The following is a 26,637-nucleotide window of genomic DNA, read 5'->3' as shown; positions in this document are numbered from 1 at the left end:
TATGGCGCATTCATCTGTCGCATCTTTAGTTGTTGTACTTATCGTTGCATTTTTAACACCCATCCTTTTGCACCGCTTTAAACTGACGATCCCGGTTGTTGTTGCGGAAATCATTATGGGGCTGATTATCGGAAAAAGCGGTCTTAATTTAGTTGTCGAGGGTGATACATGGCTTGAGACGCTTTCTTTGCTCGGATTTATCTTTTTAATGTTTTTAAGCGGGCTTGAAATTGATTTTTCATCGTTTGAGAAAGGAAAGAAAAAGCAGCTCCTGCCGAACGGCAAAGCGGCGCCTAATACGTTTGCTACGGCGTCCATTATTTTTGCCGGTATATTTATTTTATCATTGCTGCTGTCCTATGGGTTCGTCTTGGCAGGATTTATCGAAAATGCACTTTTAATGACGCTAATTATTTCAACGATTTCGTTAGGTGTTGTCGTTCCAACGTTAAAAGAAGAACGGATTATGAATTCAAATATCGGGCAGATTATTTTGCTTGTTGCCGTGATTGCTGATTTGGTCACGATGATTCTTCTTGCTGTGTTTTCTTCTCTGTACGGAGAAGACAGCGGGAACATGTGGCTCTTGATGATCCTGTTTGCAGCCGGAGTGGTGCTTTACTTTTTCGGCCGGGTCTTTAAACATCGCTCATTTGTTGAGTCGATGTCAAAAGGGACGATTCAGATCGGGACGCGTGCCATTTTTACGTTAATTATCGTACTCGTTGCCCTGTCTGAATCACTTGGGGCGGAAAATATTCTCGGCGCTTTCTTAGCGGGGGTTCTCGTTTCCCTTCTTTCGCCAAACAAAGAACTTGTTCAGCAGCTGGATTCATTCGGCTACGGGTTCTTAATTCCGATTTTCTTTGTAATGGTCGGTGTGAAGCTCGATATTTGGACCCTTTTCCAAGATCCGAAAATTTTAATCATGATCCCGCTTCTGCTTTTGGCGCTGTTAGTCAGCAAAATCATTCCTGTCCTGTACTTGAAGAAGTGGTATGATAAACGAACCATTTTGGCGTCTGGTTTCCTGCTGACATCAACGCTCTCGCTCGTGATTGCCGCTGCGACAATCGGACAGCAGCTTCACGTGATCAGCGCAAATATGTCAGGAGCGCTGACGTTAGTAGCCGTCATTGCCAGTATTTTTTCGCCGGTCTTATTTAAAAAATTATACACACGGGAAGAGCAACCGGAGGAGAAAAAGACAATTACGTTTATCGGCGCAAACCAAATGACATTGCCTGTTACTCTTGAACTGCCGGAAGAGGAGTATGACGTGCGTGTTGTGCATGTCTATCAAGAGAATGCGGAGGAAAAACTGTCAGAATCAGTATTTACCGTTGAAGCCATCTCTGACTATGAACACCAGACGCTTGAATCACTCGGCATTTTTGATGCAGATATCCTGGTTGTCGCGACTGGGAATGAAGACATGAATGCGGACATTGCGTTACTTGCAAAAGAAAAAGGAACAGAAAGAGTCATTGCCAGCGTTGGATCACCCGAGAATGAAGCAACTTTGAAGGCGCAGGGAATTAACATCTTTTCTATGCTGCTGTCGACAAAAACACTGCTTCGCGCGCTAATAGAAGCGCCTGGTGTCATGAAGCTGCTCACGAACGAAGAGTCTTCTCTGTATCAAATTAATATGGAAAACAGCACGTACGACGGTGTGATTTTACGGGAATTCCCTTTTACAGGAGACGTCATCTTTGTCAGGATTTTTAGAGGTGTGGACAGCATCGTTCCTCATGGGGATACAAGGCTGAAACTGGGAGACCGCTTAATTGTCACCGGGTCTAGGGTGTATGTAATGGAACTTAAGAAAACATTAGAAGGATAAACCTTGACCAAATAGGGATTCGTGTTAATATAGAGGTGCAACAACAATTCAATATGTATTCGTATAACCACTAGGGGTGTCCTTCATAAGGGCTGAGATAAAAGTGTGACTTTTAGACCCTCATAACTTGAACAGGTTCAGACCTGCGTAGGGAAGTGGAGCGGTATTTGTGTTAGTTTACTATGCCAATTCCAAACCACTTTTCCTTGCGGGAAAGTGGTTTTTTTTAATTATCAGACAGGGGGAATGACGTGTGAATTTTTCAGAAGAATGCCGTAACGCAGCCGCAGAATGGTGGGAAGGGAGCTTTGTCCATCCTTTCGTTCAGGGAATCGGTGACGGAACGCTTCCGATTGACCGTTTTAAATACTATGTGCTTCAGGATTCTTATTATTTAACGCATTTTGCAAAGGTACAATCGTTCGGTGCCGCTTATGCGAAGGACCTTTATACAACGGGCCGCATGGCAAGCCACGCCCAAGGTACATATGAGGCGGAAATGGCGCTTCACCGCGAGTTTGCGGAGCTGTTGGAGATTAGTGAGGCAGAGCGTAAGGCGTTTAAGCCGTCTCCTACAGCGTACTCTTATACATCCCATATGTACCGTTCGGTTTTGAGTGGGAATTTTGCTGAGATCTTAGCGGCCCTGCTGCCATGCTACTGGCTGTATTACGAGGTTGGCGAGAAATTGCTGACATGTGATCCGGGGCATCCGATTTATCAGAAGTGGATCAGCACATACGGCGGTGACTGGTTCAGACAGCAGGTCGAAGAGCAAATCAACCGCTTTGATGAGTTGGCGGAAAACAGCACGGAGGAAGTGCGTGCCAAGATGAAAGAGAATTTTGTTATTTCAAGCTTCTATGAGTATCAATTTTGGGGAATGGCCAATCGAAAAGAAGGCTGGTCCGACCGCGGCATAAAAGAGGTGGAGGAATTTGGAGCTTCACGCCATAACTGATGACTGCAAGCCGGTTGAAACGTTAGCGAGAGTCATCATAGCGATTCAGAATGAAGTTGATTACATTCACATTCGAGAACGGTCTAAATCGGCGGCTGACATTTTGAAACTGCTTGAGCTTGTTTCTGAAGGCGGGGGAGATAAACGAAAATTGGTCATGAATGGGCGAGTGGATATTGCACTTTTTTCATCTATTCATCGCGTGCAGCTGCCGAGCAACAGCTTTTCACCGAAGCAGGTCAGAGCCAGATTTCCTCACCTTCATATCGGGCGGTCGGTGCATTCACTGGAGGAAGCCGTTCAAGCAGAAAAGGAAGATGCGGACTACGTATTGTTCGGCCATGTGTTTGAAACGGATTGCAAAAAGGGTCTTGAAGGCAGAGGTGTGTCCTTGCTGTCAGAAATCAAACAGCGGATGTCCATCCCGATTATGGCCATCGGCGGCATGACACCGGACAGATTAAGAGACGTAAAACAAGCGGGAGCAGACGGCATCGCTGTCATGTCAGGAATTTTCTCTTCCGCTGACCCTTTGGAAGCTGCCAGACGATATTCCCGTAAGCTAAAGGAGATGCGCTATGAAAAGGCATTATGATGCAGTAGTCATTGGAGGCGGGATTATTGGTTCCGCGATTGCTTATCATTTAGCAAAGGAAAACAAAACAATCGCATTGTTTGAAAGCGGGACAATGGGCGGCAGAACAACAAGTGCCGCTGCCGGAATGCTGGGCGCTCATGCCGAGTGCGAGGAACGTGACGCGTTTTTTGACTTCGCCATGCACAGCCAGCGTCTGTACAAAGGTCTTGGAGAAGAGCTTTACCCATTATCCGGTATTGATATCAGGCGACATAACGGCGGTATGTTTAAGCTGGCGTTTTCTGAAGAAGACGTGCTGCGGCTGAGGAAGATGGATGATTTGGAATCAGTCAGCTGGCATACAAAAGAAGAAGTTTTAGAAATAGAGCCGTATACGTCCGGTGACATTTCCGGGGCATCCTTTATTCAGGATGATGTGCATGTTGAGCCTTATTTCGTTTGCAAGGCATATGCGAAAGCAGCGAAAGCGCTTGGCGCGGAGATTTTTGAGCATACTCCCGTCATGCATGTCGACCGTGACGGTGAAGTGCTGTCCATCGAGACACCGAATGGTAACGTATCGGCGGATTATGTCGCGGTTGCCAGCGGGGTGTGGAGCGGAATGTTTTTTAAACAGCTCGGGCTGAACAACTCATTTTTCCCTGTAAAAGGGGAATGCCTGTCTGTTTGGAATGATGAAATCCCGCTGACAAAAACACTTTACCATGATCATTGCTATATCGTGCCGAGAAAAAGCGGCAGACTGGTTGTCGGCGCCACAATGAAGCCGGGTGATTGGAGTGAAACACCGGATCTTGGCGGACTGGAATCTGTTATGAAAAAAGCAAAAACGATGCTGCCGGCCATTCAGAATATGAAGGTGGATCGTTTTTGGGCAGGACTGCGGCCGGGAACAAAGGATGGGAAACCGTACATCGGCAGACACCCTGAGGACAGCCGTATTTTATTTGCGGCGGGCCATTTTAGAAATGGGATTCTGCTTGCTCCGGCAACGGGGGCTTTGATCAGTGACCTCATCATGAATAAAGGGGTCAATCAGGACTGGCTGCACGCATTCCGAATTGATCGCAAGGAGGCGGTTCAGATATGATGCTACAGCTGAACGGTAAAGACGTGAAGTGGGAAAAAGACACAGGTACAATTCAAGATCTGCTGGCGTCCTATCAGCTTGAAAATAAAATCGTTATCGTTGAAAGAAATAAAGAAATTATCGGCAAAGAACACTATCACGAGGTTGAGCTTTGTGATCGCGATGTCATTGAAATTGTCCATTTTGTAGGAGGCGGATGAGCATGTTAACTATTGGCGGGAAATCATTTCAATCAAGATTGCTGCTGGGTACGGGGAAATACCCATCGTTTGACATCCAAAAGGAAGCGGTGGCCGTTTCCGAGTCTGATATTTTAACATTTGCTGTGCGGAGAATGAACATTTTTGAAGCGTCTCAGCCTAATTTTCTGGAACAGCTTGATTTATCTAAATACACGCTTCTGCCGAATACAGCGGGCGCCGGGACCGCTGAAGAGGCGGTTCGGATTGCAAGGCTGGCGAAAGCGTCAGGGCTTTGTGACATGATTAAAGTCGAAGTCATCGGATGCAGCCGTTCCTTGCTGCCTGATCCTGTTGAAACATTAAAGGCGTCCGAACAGCTTCTTGAAGAAGGATTTATCGTGCTCCCTTACACGTCGGATGATGTTGTGCTGGCAAGAAAACTGGAGGAGCTTGGCGTTCATGCCATCATGCCGGGGGCATCTCCGATCGGATCTGGGCAAGGAATCTTAAATCCTTTGAATCTGTCATTTATTATTGAACAAGCGAAAGTGCCGGTTATCGTGGACGCCGGCATCGGATCGCCAAAAGACGCGGCATACGCAATGGAGCTTGGAGCTGACGGCGTACTCCTCAATACGGCTGTATCAGGTGCGAATGACCCTGTGAAAATGGCTCATGCCATGAAGCTCGCGGTGGAAGCAGGACGCCTTTCTTATGAGGCGGGACGTATTCCGCGGAAGCAGTACGGAACGGCAAGCAGTCCGGGAGAAGGTCTTCCTGTATGACGGACAGGTACTCCAGACAGGAGCTGTTTGCTCCAATCGGCCCAGCCGGCCAGAAGAAATTGAAAGAAGCGCGCGCCGTGATTATCGGTGCCGGTGCGCTCGGAACAGCCAGTGCAGAAATGCTGGTCAGAGCGGGTGTCGGCTCTGTGAAGATTGCCGACAGAGATTACGTTGAATGGAGCAACCTGCAGCGCCAGCAGCTGTATACAGAAGATGATGTCAAAAAAGAAATGCCGAAAGCGGCCGCTGCTGAGCATCGTCTCCGTTCAATTAACAGCGATGTTGATGTGACTGGCCTTGTGTTGGATGTGACAGTGGAAAATATCTTCGAGCTGATTAAGGGCGCTTCGATCATTGTGGATGCGGCTGATAATTTTGAAACCCGCCTGATCGTAAATGATGCTGCGGTCAAAGAAGGGATTCCTTTTCTTTACGGTGCCTGTGTAGGGAGCTACGGCCTCACTTTTACTGTAGTGCCGGGATCGACTCCCTGCCTGCATTGCTTGCTCGATACACTTCCGATTGCCGGAGCGACATGTGACACAGCCGGCATCATCAGTCCGGCTGTATTGCAGGTAGCGGTCTTTCAGGTGACAGACGCGCTGAAGCTGCTGACGGGAGAGAATTGCGAGCCAGTGCTGCGCTCCTTTGACCTATGGAAAAATGAGCGGTCAGAGGTGAAAGCGGCGGGTCTCAAACAGAACGCATGCCCAAGCTGCGGCACAAAGGATTTTCCGTTTTTGTCTTATGAAAATCAAACAAAAGCGGCTGTATTGTGCGGCAGGAACACCGTGCAAATCAGATCATCCTTTACAAAAGAAACGGATCTTGAAGTGCTGGCGGGTCAACTGAAGCAAGCCGGGCTTGATGTAGCCGCGAACCCGTATTTGATTTCCTGCCGTTCGGCTGATATGAAAATGGTGCTGTTCCGGGACGGCAGAGCATTGATCCATGGAACGAATGATATTGCCCGGGCAAAATCCATTTATCATAAATGGATCGGGTAATCAAAGGAGTGTAGTGTAATGAGTATATATAAAGCATTGACAATCGCCGGCTCTGATTCAGGCGGCGGCGCAGGGATACAGGCAGATATTAAAACCTTTCAAGAGCTCGATGTGTTCGGAATGTCTGCGCTTACGGCGGTAACCGCTCAAAATACGCTGGGCGTCCATGGGGTGTATCCGCTGTCTGTAGAGGCGCTGAGACAGCAAATTGACGCTGTTGCCGAGGATTTGAGACCGGACGCCATAAAAACGGGAATGCTCTGGAATTCTGAAATGATTGAAGAAGTGGCGAGAAAAATTGACGAGTACGGGTTTAACCGTGTGATTGTTGATCCGGTTATGATCGCAAAGGGAGGTGCATCCTTACTGCGTGATGAATCAGTTGCCGCCTTAAAAGAGCTGCTTATTCCGAGAAGCTACACGATTACGCCGAATGTGCCGGAAGCAGAAACGCTGACTGGAATGACAATCCGCTCGCTGGATGACCGGAAAAAAGCAGCGGAACAGCTCGTCGAGATGGGGGCGCAGAACGTGATTATCAAAGGCGGGCACCAGCCTAAGGACAATCACATTACTGACCTTCTTTTCGATGGGAGCATGTTTATGCAAATCAGCCATCCCTATATCGATACGAAACATACGCATGGCACAGGATGCACCTTTGCAGCGGCATTAACAGCTCAAACCGCTAAAGGTGACAGTATCCATCAGGCATTCGAGATAGCGGCCAACTTTGTCCGCGAAGCGGTGGAAAATACGCTTGGCATCGGATCGGGCCACGGGCCGACAAACCATTTCGCTTTTAAACGAAACAGCTTAAAAACAAGCCGATGAGATCACCAGCTGATGGTGGTCTCTTTCACGTTTGTCGGTGTCTGCGCTTTTCATCTGGACAAGGTTATGATATGATATCAATTAAGATCAGGTACTAATACTATGTCTTTATTAAATATAGGAGGCTTTATACATATGAATTTTTCACTTGAAGGCCGCAACATTGTCGTGATGGGGGTTGCCAACAAACGCAGTATCGCATGGGGAATTGCGCGCTCTCTGCATGAAGCGGGAGCACGCTTGATTTTCACATACGCAGGAGAACGCCTGGAGAAATCAGTTCAAGAGCTTGCCGGAACATTAGAACGCAATGACTCCATTATTCTTCCTTGCGACGTCACAAACGACGCGGAAATCGAAACTTGCTTTGCAAGCATTAAGGAGCAGGTCGGTGTGGTCCACGGTATCGCGCATTGTATCGCGTTTGCCAACAAAGAAGAGCTTGTCGGCGAATACTTAAACACAAATCGTGACGGTTTCCTTTTGGCTCATAACATCAGCTCATACTCTCTGACAGCTGTTGTCAAAGCGGCACGTCCGATCATGACTGAAGGCGGAAGCATTGTCACTTTGACTTACCTTGGCGGAGAGCTTGTGATGCCAAACTACAATGTCATGGGTGTAGCGAAAGCTTCTCTTGATGCAAGTGTGAAATACTTAGCTTCCGACTTAGGAAAAGAAAATATCCGCGTGAACAGCATTTCTGCAGGCCCGATCAGAACATTATCTGCTAAAGGCATCAGCGATTTCAATTCTATCTTAAAAGACATCGAAGAGCGTGCGCCGCTTCGCCGCACGACAACACCTGAAGAAGTGGGCGATACAGCTGCGTTCTTATTCAGCGATATGTCCCGAGGCATTACAGGTGAAAATCTTCACGTTGATTCAGGTTTCCATATCACTGCCCGCTAAGCAGGACCTATGTCAAGCAATCCCGAACAGGGATTGCTTTTTTATTTCTTCTGATTTTCAGCTTTCTGTCATATAGATAGAACATGACACAATCGGAGGGATGAAGATGTCTAATAAGAAAAGAAACGCGGATAAAAAACCGCTCATGTATATTGTTCAGCCGGATTATGCAGAAACAACAAGGTCATCCATGCAGGAGATTGTTATTAAAAAAAAGACCAACAAACCCGCTCCGCCTAAAGCAGAAGAACAGCCGGACTACCATGAGAAACAGCAGGAGGAAGCCGTGGCAATAGATGTCCAGCAAGCAGACGATAAGCCTGCCGCTGAGCCAGTGAGCCAGCAAATACAAGAGGTGAGAGAGCCAGAGAATACAAAGAAGCAGCAGGAACAGGAAGCAGAGCTGCAAGCCGTTGAAGAAACCGTCGAAGAAACCGTCGAAGAAACCATCGAACACGAGCCTCCGAAAGCGGAAAAAAAGGAAGAGCCTGCACTTAAGGCGCATAAACCTGAAAAAGAACCGGAAGCTGTCCATAATGCCGCTAAAGCGGAGGAAAAAGCACCGCCGGCAAGAAAAGTGAAAAAACCGATGAGCAAGATGACGATCCACGAAAAAATTGATTTTTTAACAAAGCTGCCTCATAACATGCCGAGAGCGCTTTGTTTGATTGAAGCCAATGGAAGAACATACAGAGGCGTGATTGTCGGCAGAAGAAACGATTCCGTCCTGCTCCGCACGACCGGAAACGGCGCACCGACTGAACTGGCGATTGATGAAATCACCTCCTTGCACCCGCTCGGTTTTTAATGGAAATGAAAAAGCTGCCCGGCAGATGTTCCCGGCAGCTTATTTTCATAGAGAAAAGCCTGCAGGCCTGCAAGCTTTTCCGCCTTATCATTAATGATGATGATGCGTGCGATTGATTAACCGAGGATTTAAGCAGTTGATTGCGCAGAAGCAGTCTAAGTCCACTTCAATACAGTAGTTTGTTTTTTCCAGTCGAAACGCTTCACAAACCGTATCTTTATCGGTGAAGTCCAAAATGTGCTTGTGTTCGTCAAATGCGATTAATAATGACAGTGTCGCACAGCTGCCATGAACTTTTTCCACTCTGAAAAATACAGTATTAAAGCAAGGTCCGTTTTCCAGTTCGCCAACATTGCCGAAAGCGACCAGAGGATTTGATTTTGATGTAAACAGCACGAAAGGCACTGTATCGCCTAGCGAATGAGTTGGTGACAAAAGCTTTGAATGGCAGCTAGTCGGGCAGTCCTCTTCAACAGCGTTTTGCAGATCTTCAATATTTTCTACAGCTTCACGCACGCAGCTTGATGTTTTCTGGCTCATATTATTATCCCTCCTGCCTTATAAATTTCTTGAGACTGGCGAAATGATGGAGAGTCAGCTGCCTCACGCCGGAAGCAGCTGAATAATTTGCACCTGTAATAGAGTTTGGAAGGGGATTCCTCTTTACAAGTGTTTATCCATTGTGATGATGCTTTTTATCTCTGTTAGGGGATGTTCTGTCAACCAGCTCTGGCGACAGGCACTGAATGGCGCAGAAGCATCCGAGATCCACTTCAATGCAAAAATCTGTTTTTTCAAGCCCGAAGAAATCCGGGTCGCAAGGGTGGCAAACGCTTAAGGTATCGCCTTTGACATCCACCGGGCGTAAAATAGACAGTGTTGCGCAGCAATCGCATAATTTTTCAACGCGGAAGAAAATGGACTCAAAGCATTGCATATCATCCACAAATCCCCCCACGTTTCCGAATGTGGAGAACAATCCGCCTTTTTTATCAAACAAGAGAAACGGAATTGTGTCTTTACCTGCAATCGTCGGATTCAAAAGGTTTGTATAGCAGCCAGTAGGACACTGTTCCTCAACTGCCTCCTGCTCTGCTAAAATCTTTTCCACTGCATCGCATACACAGTTCTCATGCCGGCCATGGGTTTTTCCGCAGCTCATTGATTTCAGCTCCTTCTTTATAGGGTATTTGACTTTAGTCCTTAACAACATATGTACTGGTGCCCCACTTGGTGTGGGTGAACGTCTATATATTCATCATATGCTTGGAAAATAAGAAAAAGCAGAGCGTTTTTTAGCTCTGCTTTTAGAGATCAGATGAGAATCAAAACTCCGAAAATTGCTACAAGGGCATTGATTAAGACTGTAACGAGGGTCGCAGCATCTTGATCGAGTGTAGTAACGTTTACGCAGCGTGAGTTGTCGATAAGAATCTTTTGACGGTTCAATTGTTTACTTTCTGTAAGCTGTAATAAATCTTGAGCAACCAGTTCAGCAAGCGTCTCATCTGTAATAACTGCCAATGTAACGATGACAACTAAGGCATTGATAGAAACAAATACTGAAGTTAATGCTTGTTGATCAACTGATTGAACATTAACATCGCAAGAGTCTCTAATCACAATCATTTCTTCAGAGATTTGTCTGTTGAGGTGAGCTTGAATAACATCTTGATCTACAAAGGCGTCATTAAAACCGAAGCCTTTTAAGTTACAGCAACCATCGCATTTTTTCTCTTCTTTTATTTCTCTTGGGTGATCACAGTCTGGATCTAATGCTACCCATGAATATGGTCTGCTTTCCATTTTTATTCCTCCTTTTCTTTTACTTTTATTAAATGAAAGATAGATTCATTTTGATTGGGGCATTCATCTTGGTTCATATCACTATTTTTATTGTTCTTTTTTATTTTGGCGTTTCTGCTTTAGTTGCTGAATTAATTGTTCTCTGCGGGTATTTTGTTTTTCGGTTCTTTGGTTCGTTTTTTCTGTAACTGTTTTATTTTTATTTTGATTATCTGCTAAAGCCTGTGCTTTTTCTTTAACATCGTTGAGCATTTTCAAGAACATTTCTTTTTCTTCATCCGATAATTTCTTCATTTTATCTTTTGTAACACCATGCTTTTTCAGAACATTGTCTACAAGCATTTTAGTCATTGGATCCATCGCTGGAAGTTTTGAAAGTTCTTCTTTCAGTTTTTCATTATCTGACATTTGTTTTCACCTCGTTTTGTAGTTTGTGAAAAAGAAAGAGTTAAAGGATGCCGGATGCAATGAGAAAAGTGTCGATTACCTGAGTTAACATTTGAATAAAGGTTATTGTTTGATCTGAAAGAAGAGTGACTCTGATATTTCGGCTGTTTATGATTTTTATTGTTGTTCTTTTTTTGATTTGACTTTTGTCAAGAATGAGTAATTCGCTTGCGATTGTATCAGCCAAGTCTTCATCGGTGACGACAAGTTGTATAGCCAAAAAGAGCATTGCCGATAGTGTCGCTTGTATAGAAAGGGCGGATGTAAGATGCGTCGTATCAATGATTATATTTTCGCAATCAATGATTTCAATCTGCTGAATAAATTCATTTGTCAATTGCTCATATATTGCAGGTTGTAGGGAGGCAACTTTTTCATCAATCGACATAACCTTCACTCCTTTCTTATCCATACTTTATATAATGCAAAAAGGGTACAGAGCGGAATAAGAAAAATAACCAAATTTCATGGGGACAAGATGCAACTCATGAAGTATAGGGTTTTTGCATATATGTAAAGGGGATGTTGAAAGGAGTGAACAAGTGGTTATCAATGGGCTGACAATTGTTCTTCTTTCGCTTGCGGTTTTCCGGCTCGCTCGGCTGCTGGTGTTTGATACGATTATGGCGCCGCTTCGCAGCCTGTTTCATGAAGAGAAGGAAGAAAAGGATGCGGACGGGAACATTGAAACGTATATCGTGATTAAGGGAACGGGGGTAAGGGCGTTTATTGGTGAATTGCTGAGCTGCTATTGGTGTACAGGCGTGTGGTGCGCCGGCTTTTTGATTTTATGCCAGGCCTTGCTCCCTCAAGCGGCGCAGTGGCTGATTTTACTATTGGCGATCGCCGGTCTTGCCGGCATTATAGAAACACTCGTATCAAAATGGCTGCAAGAATGAGGCGCTATCACCAGCAACTTTCTGCCAGAATACGCATAAAGTAGCATATATGACATAAGGAAAGGAAGGGAACTAAATGAATCAATTCAATAAACCTTCCCAAAAAACTCCATATACAGATTCATCATATCAATCAAAAAAGATCAAAAAGAAAGGCTGCGGGTGCGGAAATAAAAAGAAAAAGCCTCAATAGCCTGACAACGAAACCGGAGATCTCCGGTTTTTGTTTTTTTAACGGAGCGGTCTCGCTCAGCATATATCATGAGTGGGGGGATACCAATGGATGAGTTCGAAAAATGGATAGACAGAAGATATGAACCTCACGAACAAAAGAAAAAAGAACATGAAGATATCATGAGCAGCATCGGAAAAGACTTGGAAGCATTTGATGAAGCCGGTGTGGCGTTTGAAGAGGAGATTGAAGAGCTTGCTGAAAAAACGGAATCGTTACTTCAAAAAAATCAGGCTCAGTATGATCCATCGTAAATCCGCAAACGCCCTATGCGAATATCCAAGCCGAATCAAATGGCTCACATAGTGTATAGAGAGTAAAGGAGGTGCTTATCTATGGGCTTTGGATACGGATTCGGAGGCGGCTACGGCGGCTGTGGCGGCTATAGCGGCGGTTATGCCGGTGGTTACGGCGGCGGCTATGGTTCAACATTTGTTCTTTTAGTCGTATTGTTCATTCTCCTAATCATTGTAGGTGCATCTTATTTCTGCTAAAACTTTAGAGGAAGTGCGGGAAATCCGCGCTTCCTTGCAGTCTGAAAACCATTCGAGGAAACAAATGTAATAAGATAGGCACATCACTCATTAGTGTTCATATAATACCGTATTACTCCGCCAAAAGGAGGCGCATTATGGATAATCAATTTTTTAAGAACATCGAAAAGAAAACAGGCGTCAATATGCAGGATGTTATGAATCTTGCCGGCTCTCTTCAAAACGCCAATTTTAAAGACGAAAACACAGTACGCAGTGTTATTAGCCGCGTAGCACAGCTGGCAAACAGACGCGTGCCGAAAGAATTAGAGGATAAAATTGTCCAGTCCATTACAAGCGGTAAAGAAAAGCTTGATTTTGGGACGATTTCTAAAATGCTGGATAATAAATAATCGGATGGCCTGGCTGACTTTTGACAGCGGGCCTTTTTTACAGAAAAGACCCGGCAGTGATCTGCCGGGCTGTTAGCTATGCAAGGGCTGTCTTGCTTGCTGTAATAAGGGATACAAAAATCTTGAACGGTGGGCCGTTTTGCCGCGCCTGTTGGCGGGACAAGACAAATATAAGTGCTGTTTGGCCCGGGTCATGGCTACATACAAAAGGCGTCTTTCTTCCTCGAGGGGAGCTTCATCGCCTTTTCTCGCTGTTTCTAATGAGAAATCGTGCGGAATCGAACCGTCTACCGTGCCTAACACGTAAACGGTTTTGAATTCAAGGCCTTTTGACCGGTGAATAGTCATCAGCTGAACACCGTTTTCATCCGTTTTGTTTTTCTCAGCGGCCCTCATATGGTCTACGTGGGCGAGAAAGTCAGGAATTGATTTGAATTTTTTGGCGACGACCTTGATGTCACGCAGGTCATCGGAGCCTTTTTCCAGTTTGTTGCCTTCATTTCCCCGTTTTTTTAAATACTCGGAGAAGCCCATTTTTCCTTCGGCGAAGGTGATCGCTTCCACCGGCTTCATCGTGCGGATGCTTGCAAAAAATGGCACGATCTTCTTGATTTTATTGAGCTGGAACGGCTTCAGATCAGGCAGTTTGGCCAGCGCTTTAATCATGGAACAGTCCTCGGTAATCGAGAGCGCCTTCAGCGTGTTCAAAGCAGACTGCTTTAAGAACAAGGCGGGCAGCAAGTGCTTAATCGCCTCAGTATCATCCTCATTTTGGCTGGCGTACAAGTATGCGAGAATCTGGCGGACAATCCGTCTGCTGTAAAACGATTGGACGCCGCGGTCAGCTGTATACGGAATTGATGAATGATGAAGCCTTTCGTAAATGGCGCGGCCTCCGCTGTTTGTGCGGTAGAGAACCGCAAAGTCTTCAGGATTTGCCCCGTTTTGAATTTTTTCTTTGATATCGGAAACGACCATTGTGGCCTCTTCCTCTTCGTCATAAGGATAAAACAGCATAGGGACCTGGACGTCATCACGCGCCGCTTCAAGCATTTTGGCATACCTGTTTTTGTTCTTTTTCACCACGATATCAGCACTGGAGACGATCGGGTGCGTGGACCTGTAGTTTGCGGTTAAATAAATCGTCTTCGCTCCGGGATAATCCTTCTGAAAATCAAGAATAAAAGATGGATTGCTTCCGCGAAACGCGTAGATGGACTGATCGTCGTCCCCGACACAGCACAGGTTTTGTTCCGGGCTTGCCAGCATTTGCATGATTTTATATTGAACGGGGTTAATGTCCTGAAACTCATCAATCAATATATAAGTAAACCGGGATTGATACTGTTCCAGAAGGCCCGGCCGATCGATAAACAATTCGTAGCAGGCAGAAGCCATGTCATCAAAATCAAATTGGTTGTGTTCTTTTTTCTGGCGTTCATAATGTTCATATAATCGATAGACTTGTTTTTCCCACTCATCTTGCAAAGGGATGCGTTCGTTCGGCACATATGTGTTTTTCCAAAAACCGATTTGCTGCAAGGCCTGATCTACGGGGAACTCTTTTTCATCTATCCCTTCTTCATAGAGTGCTTTTTTGATATATTGTTCCCGCTGCCACTCCATTTTCAGCAAATGCTCGCCGTTCCATTTAGCAGGATCATCGTGATATAAGATTTTATAAAATAAGCTGTGGAATGTTCCGGTGACAAGTCTTCTGACTTTTGCCGGCTGTAATCCGTACTGCTTTGCCATCCGCTCTTTCATTTCGGCGACAGCTTTTGTCGTAAAGGTGACAAGCAGCATGTTTTCCGGCGGTATGCCTAAGTGTTCGATCATGTGGGCGGCACGAGCCGTCAGCACGCGTGTTTTTCCGCTTCCCGCACCTGCAAGCACAAGCAGCGGGCCTTCCGTTTCCGTGACAGCTTTCAGCTGATCCGTGTTCAAGCCGACAGACGGGAAAAGGCTCGTATCAGGTTCTATTGTTTTTTGCACAAATGGTGTTTTGGGTTTAATGCTTCTCGGCCGCTGCCATTCCGTGACAGCAAGAGACGAGTCAGCAGCAATTGCTTTTCCCTTGGGCAAACGAAAGACACCGGATTCCTGATACTCTTCTTTTTTCTCCTCTTTAGCGGGCTTCGTTTCGCAGGCCTCCTCACATGCTGGAAAGTGGCCTGGCTGGCGGTGGATAAACTCCGGCGGATCAGCGATGTTGAGCCTTAACAAAACGGGTTTTCCGCAATGAGAACAAAATAAATGTCCTTTTATTCCTTCTTCAAAGAGGAATTGATAATGTTCTCTTGAATATGTATGTAAATGTATCGTTCGATCATTCAGTCGGGCGCATTTCAAAAAGGGGTCCTCCCAATCAAAAAAAGGTGTTCATTACAGACAAAGACTATCATATCAAAAGAAACGTGTTTCAAAAAGTAAGTTTAAGGGAAAAGAGATAGCAGAAGGGTGGGTATCGTATGATATATGCAGGTCAAATTCAAAACCAGCAATACGCTCAATATGCAAATAGAACGATGGGATATAAGCAGGATTACGCCGGAACCGAAAAAATCAGCTATGTCCCGTTTCAGCGGGTATACAAGGAACTGGAAAAGCAGCAGGAGAATCAAACGGCCGCTGAAAGAAAAGTAAACGAGGTGAAACGTAAGCGCTCTCTTTATAAGAGGTTGCGAGAAAAAGGGATGGGCACATATATTAATCGATATGTATAAAAAACCGTTCACATCCAGAGAACGGTTTTTTATATGCAAAAAAAGATCCGGATCTAAATAGACCCGGATGCTGTTTAGTCTTTCATCATTTGTAAGTGCGGAATGCCTGCATCGAGAAATTCTTTTTCAGAAAGCACGCGATACCCGTGTTTCTTGTAAAACGGCACAGCCTGCGTTTGCGCGTTTAAAATGAAGCCCGAAGCGCCGCCGTCTGCCGCCGCTTTTTCGAGCGCTTTCATAATGATGCCGCCGACACCGGAGGAGCGGTGGCTTTTCATTACGCAAATTCGCTCTAACTTGCCGTAGCCGTCTTTCATACGCCATCTTCCGGCGCCGACAGGCTTTTCGCCGTCATATACGACGATATGCTCCGATTCATTTTCAAGCTCGTCAATTTCTTCTTCAGCAGGTACGTTTTGTTCTTTGATAAAAACTTCTTCTCTTACATAAAATGCGTCTTTCATTTGTTCTTCATTTTTTGCGATAACTGCTTCCAAACATTATTCTCCTTTGCCTAGCAAAAAGGTTTCATATACTGTCCATGATCCGTTTTCAAGCTGATAAAGCAAATGGAAACGATCAATGATTTCTTCATGCGACACTTCCTGCATTTTTAATTGTCCCAGTACATCCGAATGCTCATCGTCGGAAAGATTTTGGCCGACCGTCACATGCGGGACAAAAGCGTATTCCTGTTCACCGGCCAGCACACCGGTGTATAGCTTTTCATTGAGTGTTTTTAATTCTTCCGTCGGCTCTGCTTTGATGTAAATGACATTATTGACAGGCGCAAATGAGCTGTATTTTGTCAATTTGAGAACGACCGGATGGGACTCCTTCGCGATGTTTCTCAGATGTGATACAAGCTGATCCGCTTTCTCCTCCGTCAATTCAAGCGATGATCTCAGCGTCAAATGGGGCGGGATCAGGGAATAGCTTGGATCATAGCGCTTTCTGTAAGAGTTCGCAAGGTCTTGAAGTTTTTTTGATGGAAATAAAACGATTCCGTATTTCATATTATGTCCCTCCTGGAAATAAAGTATGATATAGTATTAAAGCATTTTTTTCAGCGCCGGCGTGATAAGCGGCTGCCAGTATGTCCATTTGTGGTCTCCGTCAAATGGCTCATAATCATAATCGGAAAGCTTCTTCTCCAGCAGCTGTTTCAGCGCCCGGTTCGGTTCTGTAAAGTCCAGAATGTTCCCGTCTGTCGTGTGGACGTCAGTTTCTTTTGTGCCGATTTGGTGATAAATAGAGAGGTGTTCGATATTGTCCGATTGCTTCACGGCATCCAATACATGTTTGTCAACATAGGGAGACTGCATGATGATGTTTCCGAACATATTCGGATAATCAAGCGCTGTCATAAGAGATATGGTCGCTCCCAGCGAGTCCCCGATCAGCGTTCGTCCGTAGCCGACCTGATAGGTAGGATACTCGTTATCCGCAAATGGTACGACCTCATGGGCGATGAACCGTTTATACGCCGAAAATTTAGAGCCTTCCGGATGGTAGGTTTTTCTGCGCTCATGAACATCCTTATAAGGAACACCGATAATAATGCTCCGGTCAATTTCCCGTTTGGACAGCAATTCCTCGACCTGTCTGCCAATTCTCCCCAGCCTGAAATAATCGTGGCCGTCCTGCGCGATAATGACATGGTATTTATAAAGAGGGGAGTAGTTGGACGGCAGATAAACGAGCAAGGTCATTTCCTCGTTAAGCTCTTTCGAAAAGACTTTCTTTTCTTGCACTGTGCCGTTTTTCGGTGCCATAATGCATTCCTCCAGGACATCACTAGACTTTCTTGCGTTTTCCATTATTGTACCATGAATTATTAGAAATTTCTCTCTTTAAACTGTTCGGAACCCGAAGAAAAAAGTGTTGAAATTAACTGCGAATTGCGTTAATATAAAACAATCAGAAAATTGAAATCGATATTTCTTATCGTGAGAGGTGGAGGGACTGGCCCTTAGAAACCTCAGCAACCGGCTTGTTTTGCGTATGTGCAAAGCGCCAAGGTGCTAAATCCAGCAAGCGTTTTATGCTTGGAAGATAAGAAGAAGTTTAAACCCCTTCTTCTTATGAAGAAGGGGTTTTTTATTTTGAAAAGGGAAGGTGTCTGCTTATGTCACAGCATGTTGAAACGAAATTAGCCCAAATCGGGAACCGAAGCGACGAAGCAACGGGAACGGTGAGTCCTCCTATTTATTTATCAACAGCATACCGCCACAGAGGGATCGGAGAATCAACCGGATTTGATTATGTCCGCACAAAAAACCCGACACGCCAGCTTGTGGAGGACGCGATCGCCAGCTTAGAAAACGGAGCGAGAGGGCTTGCCTTCAGTTCGGGAATGGCAGCCATCCAAACGATTATGGCGCTGTTTAAAAGCGGAGATGAACTGATCGTTTCATCGGACCTATATGGCGGCACGTACCGATTGTTTGAAAATGAATGGAAAAAATACGGCTTGACCTTTCATTATGATGATTTCAGCGACGAAGACTGTTTACGCTCTAAGATTACGCCGAATACAAAAGCGGTGTTTGTGGAAACACCGACAAATCCGCTCATGCAGGAGGCGGACATTGAAAAAATCGCCCGGATGACAAAAGAGCACGGTCTTCTGCTGATCGTAGATAATACATTTTATACACCGGTCTTGCAGCGACCGCTTGAGCTGGGGGCTGACATTGTGATTCACAGCGCAACCAAGTATTTAGGCGGGCATAACGACCTGCTTGCGGGGCTTGTCGTTGTGAAAGATGAAAAGCTTGGAGAGGAAATGTTTCAACACCAAAATGCCATTGGCGCGGTCCTGCCTCCGTTTGATTCATGGCTTCTGATGAGAGGAATGAAGACGCTCAGCCTCAGAATGCGCCAGCACCAGACAAACGCGCAGGAGTTAGCGGCGTTTTTAGAAAAGCAGGAAGAAATTGCGGATGTGCTGTATCCGGGAAAAGGCGGCATGCTGTCCTTCCGTCTTCAAAAAGAAGAGTGGGTGAACCCGTTTTTAAAAGCGCTGAAGACCATTTGTTTTGCGGAAAGCCTCGGCGGGGTGGAGAGTTTTATTACATACCCTGCCACACAGACGCACATGGATATTCCTGAAGAGATCCGCATCGCAAACGGGGTCTGCAATCGTCTGCTGCGCTTTTCGGTCGGAATTGAACATGTGGAAGATTTAAAAGAAGACGTAAAACAAGCGTTATGTCACGTTAAAGAGGGAGCTGTTTCATTTGAGTAATCACAATTGGACGCTGGAAACCCAGCTCGTGCACAATCCATTTAAAACAGACGGCGCAACCGGGGCGGTCAGTGTGCCGATTCAGCACGCATCGACATTTCATCAAACTTCATTTGAAGAGTTCGGCGCATATGACTACAGCCGCTCAGGCACGCCGACAAGAACAGCTCTCGAAGAAACCATTGCCGCACTTGAAGGAGGGACGAGAGGATTTGCTTTCAGTTCAGGCATGGCTGCGATCTCTACAGCATTTTTACTTCTCTCACAGGGCGACCATGTTCTTGTGACAGAAGATGTATACGGCGGAACCTTCCGCATGGTAACAGAGGTGCTGACCCGGTTTGGCATTGAGCATACGTTTGTCGACATGACTGATATTAACGAAGTGGCGCGGAATATCAAGCCGAATACAAAGGTCATTTATATGGAGACACCGTCAAATCCGACACTTGGCATTACTGATATTAAAGCGGTTGTTCAGCTTGCGAAAGAAAACGGCTGTTTGACCTTTCTGGACAATACTTTCATGACTCCTGCTCTGCAGCGTCCGCTTGATCTCGACGTGGATATTGTGCTTCACAGCGCAACAAAATTCCTGAGCGGGCACAGCGATGTGCTCTCAGGCCTGGCTGCTGTCAAGGATGAAGAGCTTGGGAAACAGCTGTATAAGCTGCAAAACGCGTTCGGCGCCGTCCTTGGCGTGCAAGATTGCTGGCTTGTGCTGCGCGGATTAAAAACATTGCAGATCCGTTTGGAGAAAGCAAGCCAAACAGCGCAGCGGCTTGCGGAGTTTTTTCAGAAATATCCATCTGTGAAACGCATCTATTATCCGGGGCTGGCTGATCACCCGGGCGCTGAAACCCATAAAAGCCAGTCAACGGGAGCGGGGGCTGTGCTATCTTTTGAGCTTGAAAGCAAAGAGGCCGTTAAGAAGTTAGTAGAGAATGTATCACTTCCGGTCTTTGCTGTGAGCCTTGGCGCCGTGGAATCGATTTTGTCCTATCCGGCAACGATGTCTCACGCGGCAATGCCTAAGGAAGAGCGGGAAAAACGCGGCATCACAGACGGCCTGCTCCGTCTTAGTGTCGGTGTCGAAAACGCAGACGATTTAGAACGTGATTTCGAACAAGCGCTGAAAGAAATCGCGGCAGTGCCGGTTCGTTAAAAAAGAAGCCGGGGATGGCCCGGCTTCTTTTATTGTTCATCATCAGGATTCAGAATCGCGAGGACTTGATGATCCTCCCAAACGCCGTTGATTTTCACATTTTTACGGGCGATGCCCTCTTTATGAAATCCCGCTTTTTCCAATACACGCATGGACCCGAGATTGCGGGGCATCACACCGGCTTCAATACGGTGCAGTTTCAATTCGTGAAACGCAAAATCAACAATCAATCTGACCGCCTCTGTCATAAGGCCCTTTCCATTATGGGCTTTGTCTAAAAAATACCCGATGAACGCCGTTTGCAGCGCTCCGCGAATGATTTGAAAGAGCGAAACCGTCCCAATTAATGTATCGTCTGACGCAGTAAAAATGCCAAAATGATACTCTTCATCTTTCTCCAGTCTTTGCTGATACTCGCTTATTCGTTGTCTTTGCCCCTCAACCGTATAGTAATCGTCCGCGCGAATCATGGAGAACTGTTCAAAAAAGTCCCGATTTTCGCTTTGCAGCCGCAGATTTTCTTCCGCATCCTTTAATTCTAAAGGTCTTACATAGATGTTTTTTCCTTTTAACATACAGTGATCTCTCCGTTCTCATGTCAGCATATCTCTTACATTATTCTGAAGAAACTGCAAATATCCTTTTTATAAAAAGGAAGAAAACCAATTTCCCATAAAGGTGCCGACATAGTTCCCAATTAAGTAGCCGAGTGTACCGACAAGCATAATCGGGGCGACAAGCTCCCGCCACCCCTTGGCAATTGCCATCGCAGCCGCTGTCGTCGGCCCTCCGACAGCAGCGTTGACAGCCAGCAAAATTTCTTCAAGCCGCACGCGGAACAATTTTCCGACGGCTAAGGAAACCGCTACATTGATGATTGCAATAACTAAGACAAATAAGAGAATAAGAGGCGCCTTGGTGACGATTAAGCGCAGATCTGCAGGAATGCCGATCACCACAAAAAACAAATATATCAAAAAGGTTCCAAGCTCTTGAGATCCATTAAGCCTTTCAAAAAAACGCGGGAATAGAAAAATGATAAGAACAGTTAAAGACGTGAGCATCAGATACTGATCGCCAAGCGTTCCGGTCAAAAGAGGATGAGAAAAAAGGCTTTTGAAAAAGCTGGAAATCTTCACGCTAACTGCAACAAGCGCAAAAGCAGCACCGGCATTAAAAGCGATATCCTTTAAGGAAATGTCCTTCCGTTTCCAATAGCTTTCTGCACTGTTTCCGCTCTTTCCATCGGCTTTTACTTTTTCTTCAAACGACATAGCATAATGCCGCTGAAACCATTTAACCGCAGGAATGCTGATTAAGATAAAAAACAAAAGCGCCATCATAACATTATCAGCCACAACGGCAGCTGACACATATTCCCCCGGTGTCTCAAATTTTGCTGCCATCGCCGCGAAGTTGATCCCGCCGCCGATATATGAGGCGCTGATCATCCCGCCGATTTTATCGAGATAAGGAATATGCTGTTTGAAAAGAAAAAAAGCGAGGACGCTCCCAAGCACAGTGCCAGCAGAGCTAATCAGAAAAATAAAGAGCAAACGCCTGCTTTCCTTAAAAATCTGCCGCACATTGATCTGAAACAGCAAAAGGGGAATCGCCAGCGGCACCACATAAGACCACACAGTATCATATACAGGCGACTCAACAGGAAGCACTCCTATATTTGTAAACACCATAGCACCTACAAGCGCAATGATAGCGCCAGACACAGCGGACGCCCACTTAAAACGCTGCTCCAGCCCGATGCTCACTGCCGCCCACACCGCAATAAACCCCCACAATACCCAAACATCATCAGAAGAAATCAAAGAATGCAAAACCCCATCACCTCTATTGTTAGAAAATTAAAACATATTATAATAGTCGAGGAACAGAACAGCAAGTCCGAAAAAAAGTTTTTCTGAAAAAGCAGTTGACGAATAGAGGAGGAGGTTATATAATAGAACTTGTCAGAAAGACAACAACATACCCAGCAACACATACATATCATGATTCCGTAGCTCAGCTGGGAGAGCGCTACCTTGACAGGGTAGAGGTCGCTGGTTCGAGCCCAGTCGGAATCATAGCTTAAACCCTTGCGCAGCAAGGGTTTTTTACTTTGCTTATTTATTGATTTTGTCATCATTCATCGAGTTGGGGACGAAATTATTTTTTGAGTTGATTTTGAAGTGAATTCAAAATCAGCTCTGTTTCTGTGCTAGGTTTAATGGATTATAAGGTTTCAATATTCTTTTCGATTTTTTGAATAACTTGTTCGAGCCATACTAATGGAGATACTCTGTAACTTCGAATGTCTACTCCGTCAGCAGCTTCATCGATAAAATCATTCTTTTCTTCATCCGTATAATCACTGTTAATAAAATCTTTTAATGCTACTATATTAGTTTCTTGCTCTTCTTTTGGAATCTCTTCTAAGTATTCGTCCAGTGCTGATTCTGGAGAATCAATATCCTGATGGAAATACCCACCAAGGAATCTAAACACAGGATCAGAAACTTTGATTTCAATCATTACTTATCACCACCAAGAAATGTTAACTTCAAATCTGAGAAATGGTACGTATCTATTCTATATAACTTTCTGCTATATCAATATCGTTTGTCATTTCTAAGTCAGGGTACTTTTCATCTAATTTTCTTAAACCATTAATAAGTTCTTTACTTTGCAAACTTTCAGCTAAATCTTCAAATACTTCACTGATCCAATATAAATCTTCTTTATTACAATTTTCTAGATAGCTAATTGTATTTTCCTCATTTTCTGAGAGCACTTTAATTATTTCATCCCAACTCTTTTGAATTCCATAGTCATCATTAAGATTAAGTTCTTTTCTTTTAATTAATATAGCTTCCATTTTTTTCTCTAAATTCATATTGATCCTCTTAACTAAGAAGGGCTAATATTTTCATATTGCCTTTCCTATTGTTACATCTCCATCATGGAAAAATTCAATCACATAACCAGATTCGCTGAACATGAAAGTATCTGAACCTACAGCAGTTACATCATCAATTACGTTTAAGGCGTTGTCTAAGCTGGTTTTTACAGCTGGATAATCACCGTAAGCCCAAAGGAGAATAACAGTTTTATCATCTATTTTATTCTCAATTAACCATTCCTCAATATCTTCTGCATAATCAATAGATCTGTGAGTAGTTACTTCATCCCATTTAATTCTTCCCCATGATGTGAAGGGGAAACTTTCGCCAAGTTGTTCATGATATTTGCGTGTCTCAGAAATAGTGAGGACTTCTTTGTTATCTCCAAGAGCTTCTAGACATTCTTCGTATAAAGTCATATCAACACTTCCTATTTATTTAAATGTTTTAAAAGGGATTTATAAGTATGTTCGTTTCCGTTAAAAGGTATATAATATTTCTTTGCCTTATCTCCTTTTCAATCGCCGACACAGCAGACGGTTCAAGTTGATGAATGGACTAAATCCTGACGGCATTTGGACCGAAAACGAAAGCGAAGCTTGAATCTCTATTAAAATAAGAGAATCCCTTCTCGTAATGAGAAGGGAGTTATCCGTTATTCCTCGTATAGTTTATTAACCAACTCGGTAAATGAATCACATATATGACTCAATGCTCCATCAGGATTTTCATATGCAATTTCATGATCCCAAAAAACAATAGAAGGACTACTGATTACTTTTCGAAAATCGTAGCAGATTTCATTGCCAAACACATCATCCGCAATCGGTATTACTTTGGCGGGCATTCTACCATCTCGATAACGATTAGAAACGTTAACTATGTATGACTCGCTTTCTTTATGGAAGCTATGTAAGTATCCGAATGCAATTCCTTCCCTATCTTCAAGATCAAAAGTTTCGGGAGAGGGGGTAGCACCGGAATAGATTTTGACATATTTTAAATAATCTTTTGGAAACTTGACTTGTAACATGTTTTCTACTTCAGTAATTTCCTCGTTACTAACAGGATGCTCTCCGAAATCCCATTCAACCATTTTAATAAACTCCTTTTATCTGTATTTGGAACCTCCGCACCATATGTTTCTTCCTCCAGTATGTCCTGTCTTGCCATGAATATCTGCATCTACTAGCTGCATTATACCTTCATTTTGATGGTGGTGCCATGTAAAACCTTTTGGTTTTTTGCCTTTTGAAATCTGCTTTAACTGCATTTCTGTAAAATGTTTTTTTAACTCTGGATTTTTATTAATTTCTTGCTGTAATAGTTCAGTGGCTTTTTTAAATTGTGCAGTATCTTTCTGTAGATATAATGATCTATCAATCTTTACTTCGGTAACTGGTTCGAAAATCGGGAAGCCATCTTTATCATAAGGTACTCCGGTTACAGGATGAACATCATTTTTTAAATGTCCATTTTTTAAGTTGGTTGTGACGGTGTTACCGAATGCATCTTTATGTGTATATGGTGCAGCTTGGACGAATTGATCTTGTTTTGATTGAATCTCTTTTTTTAATATAGATGTATTTTTCACATTGTAGGTATTCTCTATATCTTGAGCTATCCCTACAAGTGCAGGTTCATATTTATTTTTTAATAAAGGATTAATAAAGTCTTTTCCTTTTAAAAGCCCTTTATTGACATGAGCAGCGGCTGTTCCAGCTTCAACCACTTTACCTACTTTAGAAAGCTTGGTCGTGGTTTGCACTGCGGAACCCGCACCTTTTGTACCAACGATATTTCCTACCACATAACTGATATAATGCCCTTTTTCGTATGCATTGCCATTTTCATTTTATCGTTCCATGAGTCGGCAAGGTTTGTCCAGATGATTTTAGAATAAGAAGGTACGCTCAAAATGGTTGTAACTGTTTTTGTCAGTTTCAGTTCGATAGGGAGCTGTGAATATTCCCATGCGCCCACAGCCAAGTCTTTAATGCCATATATGGTATCGTCAATCACATCGTCAATACCATCATCAACTCCCTCAACGAAATCAATTACTGTCTTGCCGGCATTGATTATACTTTCACCGACGGACTTCAGCTGTTTTGCTTGTTCAAGCTGCACTGCGTATTGGAGCTGTTCAGGGGTTAGATTCTCATATCCGACTTTCTTGGCAATTTCTAAGTATTCATCCGGATCCGTCACTCTGTCAGCTAGCTTCTTCTTTAAATCTTTGATTTCTCGTTCTTTCGCTTCATCTTTCTTGATCTTCAAATAAGCTTCAGTCTGTTTCTCGATATCGCCTTTTTTCTTATGTATATCACTTTCTCGATAAGCTTTGGCATTGTAATGGATGGGTGTAGCATTCTTGCCTTTGCCTGTTGATTCCTCAAGCTTTTGGAAGTCCTGCTTGATGAATTGCTCGTTTGGCTCTGACTGAGCATATTCAGATATAAGTGCTTCGTCTACGTTGCCTAGTTTATCAACCGTTTTTTTGCGTTTGTCTTCCGCATCGGCGAGTTCGTCTTTAAAGTCTTCAGTCGAAAACAAATCAAGCGGAAGGATATCATCTATATCATGTAAGATATCTTTCATCGCTTTCTTCTGTTCAGACATAATAGATTTTGATTTTGTGTAGGCGTTAGCCAGCTCATGTTCTAAAAAGGATTCTTCTATGTATGCATCGGCTAAGCTGGCGTCCTCTAAAGCGCCTGAAATGCTTGTCAAAAAAGCAATTTTCATATCAATTAGATCAATCCAATTGTCAGCAACTCCGGCATGATCTTGATAAAATGCTTTGATATTATCGGCGCCTTTGCCGGAAAACTCACTGTCATCTAAATCAGCTACAGCTTTGAAGGCTTTTTTTAGATTGACCATCTGACTTCTTAATTCTTTGTATTCTTTTGCACGTTTATCTGCTTCAGAAAGCAACGTCTTGGCTTCAAATACTTTCATGTTTATATCCTATCGTTTGAATAGTTCCAACGAGATTTTACCATGGGAAAAAGAAGAAGCAGAATATAATGTGATTTTAAAGGGCGAAATGATCAATACGATGTATGTCATTTTACCTGCTATTCGAATCAGATCATATTGAGATTTCTAATCTTAAATCAGCATTTGCCTAGGTTCAATTGTTTTGTTTCAGCATATGTTACGTATAAAACCAAAAAATTCCAATAGAGGAGTGCTATTTATGTACTACAATCAGGTTCCTATGCTAACTCATTGGAGGCATATGCATGATCGGGAGTCTTTTGTTGATGCACAAGCGACTCGGCAGGAAACGGATATGAC

General features: G+C 44.2%; 32 protein-coding genes, 1 tRNA gene, 2 pseudogenes and 2 riboswitches. Of the genes and pseudogenes, 19 read left to right on the top strand and 16 right to left on the bottom strand.

The features are described 5' to 3' along the window. Nucleotide 1 precedes the first annotated feature (1 nt). The 10 genes from V6D44_RS03640 to cotO all read left to right on the top strand — a co-directional run bounded on the left by V6D44_RS03640 (nt 2) and on the right by cotO (nt 9,023). The gene (locus tag V6D44_RS03640) at nt 2-1,846 is read left to right on the top strand and encodes a monovalent cation:proton antiporter family protein (RefSeq protein WP_333516273.1); all 1,845 of its coding nucleotides are present in this window, start codon (nt 2-4) and stop codon (nt 1,844-1,846) included. 62 nt (nt 1,847-1,908) lie between these two features. Further along, nucleotides 1,909-2,017: riboswitch (TPP riboswitch) on the top strand. 82 nt (nt 2,018-2,099) lie between these two features. After that, the gene (gene tenA / locus V6D44_RS03635; protein WP_087993421.1) at nt 2,100-2,807 is read left to right on the top strand and encodes a thiaminase II; all 708 of its coding nucleotides are present in this window, start codon (nt 2,100-2,102) and stop codon (nt 2,805-2,807) included. Then, a complete protein-coding gene (gene tenI / locus V6D44_RS03630; protein WP_253269003.1) occupies nt 2,785-3,402 on the top strand; it encodes a thiazole tautomerase TenI in 618 nt (205 codons plus the stop codon). The genes tenA and tenI overlap by 23 nt, the downstream gene beginning before the upstream one ends. Then, entirely contained in the window at nt 3,386-4,495 is a 1,110-nt protein-coding gene (gene thiO, locus V6D44_RS03625; RefSeq protein ID WP_253269004.1) for a glycine oxidase ThiO, read from the top strand. Before tenI ends, thiO begins: the two co-directional genes overlap by 17 nt. Continuing rightward, nucleotides 4,495-4,695, top strand: coding sequence for a sulfur carrier protein ThiS (gene thiS, locus V6D44_RS03620; protein ID WP_072182824.1), 201 nt, complete (start codon nt 4,495-4,497; stop codon nt 4,693-4,695). The genes thiO and thiS overlap by 1 nt, the downstream gene beginning before the upstream one ends. Beyond that, complete coding sequence (gene thiG, locus V6D44_RS03615) at nt 4,692-5,462, top strand: thiazole synthase (RefSeq protein ID WP_087993418.1); 771 nt, start codon at nt 4,692-4,694, stop codon at nt 5,460-5,462. Before thiS ends, thiG begins: the two co-directional genes overlap by 4 nt. Next, entirely contained in the window at nt 5,459-6,469 is a 1,011-nt protein-coding gene (gene thiF, locus V6D44_RS03610; RefSeq protein WP_087993417.1) for a thiazole biosynthesis adenylyltransferase ThiF, read from the top strand. Before thiG ends, thiF begins: the two co-directional genes overlap by 4 nt. Nucleotides 6,470-6,487: 18 nt before the next feature. Further along, nucleotides 6,488-7,303 (top strand): bifunctional hydroxymethylpyrimidine kinase/phosphomethylpyrimidine kinase, encoded by an 816-nt coding sequence (gene thiD / locus V6D44_RS03605; protein WP_202328442.1) that lies wholly within the window; start codon nt 6,488-6,490, stop codon nt 7,301-7,303. A gap of 135 nt (nt 7,304-7,438) precedes the next feature. Then, nucleotides 7,439-8,215 carry an enoyl-ACP reductase FabI gene (gene fabI, locus V6D44_RS03600; RefSeq protein ID WP_087993415.1) on the top strand — a complete coding sequence of 259 codons (777 nt, stop codon included), beginning with the start codon at nt 7,439-7,441 and terminating at the stop codon, nt 8,213-8,215. Nucleotides 8,216-8,315: 100 nt separating this feature from the next. Further along, complete coding sequence (gene cotO / locus V6D44_RS03595; protein WP_333516272.1) at nt 8,316-9,023, top strand: spore coat protein CotO; 708 nt, start codon at nt 8,316-8,318, stop codon at nt 9,021-9,023. A gap of 90 nt (nt 9,024-9,113) precedes the next feature. On the opposite strand, the gene cotZ is transcribed toward cotO, so the two are convergent. From cotZ to V6D44_RS03570, 5 genes are all read right to left on the bottom strand, one after another. Then, a complete protein-coding gene (gene cotZ / locus V6D44_RS03590) occupies nt 9,114-9,563 on the bottom strand; it encodes a spore coat protein CotZ (RefSeq protein ID WP_087993413.1) in 450 nt (149 codons plus the stop codon). A gap of 133 nt (nt 9,564-9,696) precedes the next feature. Beyond that, a complete protein-coding gene (gene cotY, locus V6D44_RS03585; RefSeq protein ID WP_010329406.1) occupies nt 9,697-10,185 on the bottom strand; it encodes a spore coat protein CotY in 489 nt (162 codons plus the stop codon). Between the two features lie 152 nt (nt 10,186-10,337). After that, entirely contained in the window at nt 10,338-10,829 is a 492-nt protein-coding gene (locus V6D44_RS03580) for a spore coat protein (RefSeq protein ID WP_087993412.1), read from the bottom strand. Nucleotides 10,830-10,916: 87 nt separating this feature from the next. Further along, nucleotides 10,917-11,237: a spore coat protein gene (locus V6D44_RS03575; RefSeq protein WP_087993932.1), complete on the bottom strand. Its 321-nt coding sequence runs from the start codon at nt 11,235-11,237 to the stop codon at nt 10,917-10,919. Between the two features lie 40 nt (nt 11,238-11,277). Continuing rightward, complete coding sequence (locus V6D44_RS03570; RefSeq protein ID WP_202328440.1) at nt 11,278-11,664, bottom strand: spore coat protein; 387 nt, start codon at nt 11,662-11,664, stop codon at nt 11,278-11,280. Between the two features lie 154 nt (nt 11,665-11,818). Between V6D44_RS03570 and yjcA the strand changes: the two genes are divergently transcribed. The 4 genes from yjcA to spoVIF all read left to right on the top strand — a co-directional run bounded on the left by yjcA (nt 11,819) and on the right by spoVIF (nt 13,293). Further along, nucleotides 11,819-12,175 (top strand): sporulation protein YjcA, encoded by a 357-nt coding sequence (gene yjcA, locus V6D44_RS03565; protein ID WP_087993930.1) that lies wholly within the window; start codon nt 11,819-11,821, stop codon nt 12,173-12,175. A 279-nt stretch (nt 12,176-12,454) separates the two neighbouring features. Further along, on the top strand, nt 12,455-12,661 hold the full coding sequence (locus tag V6D44_RS03560) for a hypothetical protein (protein WP_087993929.1): 207 nt from the start codon (nt 12,455-12,457) through the stop codon (nt 12,659-12,661). 81 nt (nt 12,662-12,742) lie between these two features. Next, a complete protein-coding gene (locus V6D44_RS03555; RefSeq protein WP_202328439.1) occupies nt 12,743-12,901 on the top strand; it encodes a YjcZ family sporulation protein in 159 nt (52 codons plus the stop codon). A gap of 137 nt (nt 12,902-13,038) precedes the next feature. Continuing rightward, entirely contained in the window at nt 13,039-13,293 is a 255-nt protein-coding gene (gene spoVIF / locus V6D44_RS03550) for a sporulation-specific transcription regulator SopVIF (RefSeq protein ID WP_019714009.1), read from the top strand. A 72-nt stretch (nt 13,294-13,365) separates the two neighbouring features. Here spoVIF and V6D44_RS03545 read toward each other — a convergent pair whose 3' ends face one another. Further along, a complete protein-coding gene (locus V6D44_RS03545; protein WP_333516271.1) occupies nt 13,366-15,645 on the bottom strand; it encodes an ATP-dependent helicase in 2,280 nt (759 codons plus the stop codon). Between the two features lie 119 nt (nt 15,646-15,764). On the opposite strand from V6D44_RS03545, the gene V6D44_RS03540 reads away from it, so the two are divergent. Then, on the top strand, nt 15,765-16,019 hold the full coding sequence (locus V6D44_RS03540; protein WP_087993927.1) for a hypothetical protein: 255 nt from the start codon (nt 15,765-15,767) through the stop codon (nt 16,017-16,019). Between the two features lie 74 nt (nt 16,020-16,093). Here the strand turns inward: V6D44_RS03540 and V6D44_RS03535 are convergent, their stop codons facing one another. Genes V6D44_RS03535 through V6D44_RS03525 form a run of 3 tightly spaced genes read right to left on the bottom strand, consistent with a single transcriptional unit; the run spans nt 16,094 to nt 17,794 of the window. Then, nucleotides 16,094-16,516 carry a GNAT family N-acetyltransferase gene (locus V6D44_RS03535; RefSeq protein WP_333516270.1) on the bottom strand — a complete coding sequence of 141 codons (423 nt, stop codon included), beginning with the start codon at nt 16,514-16,516 and terminating at the stop codon, nt 16,094-16,096. Between the two features lie 3 nt (nt 16,517-16,519). Then, entirely contained in the window at nt 16,520-17,035 is a 516-nt protein-coding gene (locus tag V6D44_RS03530) for a YjcG family protein (RefSeq protein WP_087993925.1), read from the bottom strand. Between the two features lie 36 nt (nt 17,036-17,071). Continuing rightward, a complete protein-coding gene (locus tag V6D44_RS03525; protein WP_333516269.1) occupies nt 17,072-17,794 on the bottom strand; it encodes an esterase family protein in 723 nt (240 codons plus the stop codon). A gap of 166 nt (nt 17,795-17,960) precedes the next feature. Beyond that, a riboswitch (SAM riboswitch) is annotated at nt 17,961-18,081 on the top strand. Between the two features lie 66 nt (nt 18,082-18,147). Here V6D44_RS03525 and metI point away from each other — a divergent pair. Beyond that, nucleotides 18,148-19,269: a cystathionine gamma-synthase/O-acetylhomoserine thiolyase gene (gene metI, locus V6D44_RS03520; protein WP_202328435.1), complete on the top strand. Its 1,122-nt coding sequence runs from the start codon at nt 18,148-18,150 to the stop codon at nt 19,267-19,269. Beyond that, nucleotides 19,262-20,434, top strand: a complete 1,173-nt coding sequence (gene metC, locus V6D44_RS03515) for a cystathionine beta-lyase (protein ID WP_333516268.1) — start codon at nt 19,262-19,264, stop codon at nt 20,432-20,434. The genes metI and metC overlap by 8 nt, the downstream gene beginning before the upstream one ends. A gap of 29 nt (nt 20,435-20,463) precedes the next feature. Here the strand turns inward: metC and V6D44_RS03510 are convergent, their stop codons facing one another. Next, nucleotides 20,464-21,009 carry a GNAT family N-acetyltransferase gene (locus V6D44_RS03510; RefSeq protein ID WP_333516267.1) on the bottom strand — a complete coding sequence of 182 codons (546 nt, stop codon included), beginning with the start codon at nt 21,007-21,009 and terminating at the stop codon, nt 20,464-20,466. A gap of 69 nt (nt 21,010-21,078) precedes the next feature. Next, on the bottom strand, nt 21,079-22,269 hold the full coding sequence (locus tag V6D44_RS03505) for a DUF819 family protein (protein WP_333516266.1): 1,191 nt from the start codon (nt 22,267-22,269) through the stop codon (nt 21,079-21,081). 173 nt (nt 22,270-22,442) lie between these two features. Here V6D44_RS03505 and V6D44_RS03500 point away from each other — a divergent pair. Next, nucleotides 22,443-22,515, top strand: a tRNA-Val gene (locus V6D44_RS03500). A 148-nt stretch (nt 22,516-22,663) separates the two neighbouring features. Here the strand turns inward: V6D44_RS03500 and V6D44_RS03495 are convergent. The 3 genes from V6D44_RS03495 to V6D44_RS03485 are packed head-to-tail and all read right to left on the bottom strand — an operon-like array spanning nt 22,664 to nt 23,750. Beyond that, a complete protein-coding gene (locus V6D44_RS03495; RefSeq protein ID WP_333516265.1) occupies nt 22,664-22,963 on the bottom strand; it encodes a contact-dependent growth inhibition system immunity protein in 300 nt (99 codons plus the stop codon). Between the two features lie 52 nt (nt 22,964-23,015). Further along, a complete protein-coding gene (locus tag V6D44_RS03490) occupies nt 23,016-23,324 on the bottom strand; it encodes a hypothetical protein (RefSeq protein ID WP_333516264.1) in 309 nt (102 codons plus the stop codon). 33 nt (nt 23,325-23,357) lie between these two features. Continuing rightward, nucleotides 23,358-23,750, bottom strand: a complete 393-nt coding sequence (locus tag V6D44_RS03485) for a CDI toxin immunity protein (RefSeq protein WP_333516263.1) — start codon at nt 23,748-23,750, stop codon at nt 23,358-23,360. Between the two features lie 115 nt (nt 23,751-23,865). Here V6D44_RS03485 and V6D44_RS21060 point away from each other — a divergent pair. Then, a pseudogene (locus V6D44_RS21060) lies at nt 23,866-23,950 on the top strand (peptidoglycan-binding domain-containing protein); the annotation flags it as partial. Nucleotides 23,951-23,986: 36 nt separating this feature from the next. Here V6D44_RS21060 and V6D44_RS03480 read toward each other — a convergent pair. After that, on the bottom strand, nt 23,987-24,427 hold the full coding sequence (locus V6D44_RS03480) for an SMI1/KNR4 family protein (RefSeq protein WP_202328426.1): 441 nt from the start codon (nt 24,425-24,427) through the stop codon (nt 23,987-23,989). Nucleotides 24,428-24,442: 15 nt separating this feature from the next. After that, nucleotides 24,443-26,295 (bottom strand): annotated as a pseudogene (locus V6D44_RS21055) (T7SS effector LXG polymorphic toxin). Nucleotides 26,296-26,637: the final 342 nt, after the last annotated feature.

It is taken from the genome of Bacillus sp. 0209A, from assembly GCF_036765095.1.
Taxonomy (GTDB): Bacteria; Bacillota; Bacilli; order Bacillales; family Bacillaceae; genus Bacillus; species Bacillus subtilis_G.
The sequence above is the reverse complement of the archived record's forward strand: the minus strand, read 5'-3'. Positions and strand labels throughout refer to the sequence as shown.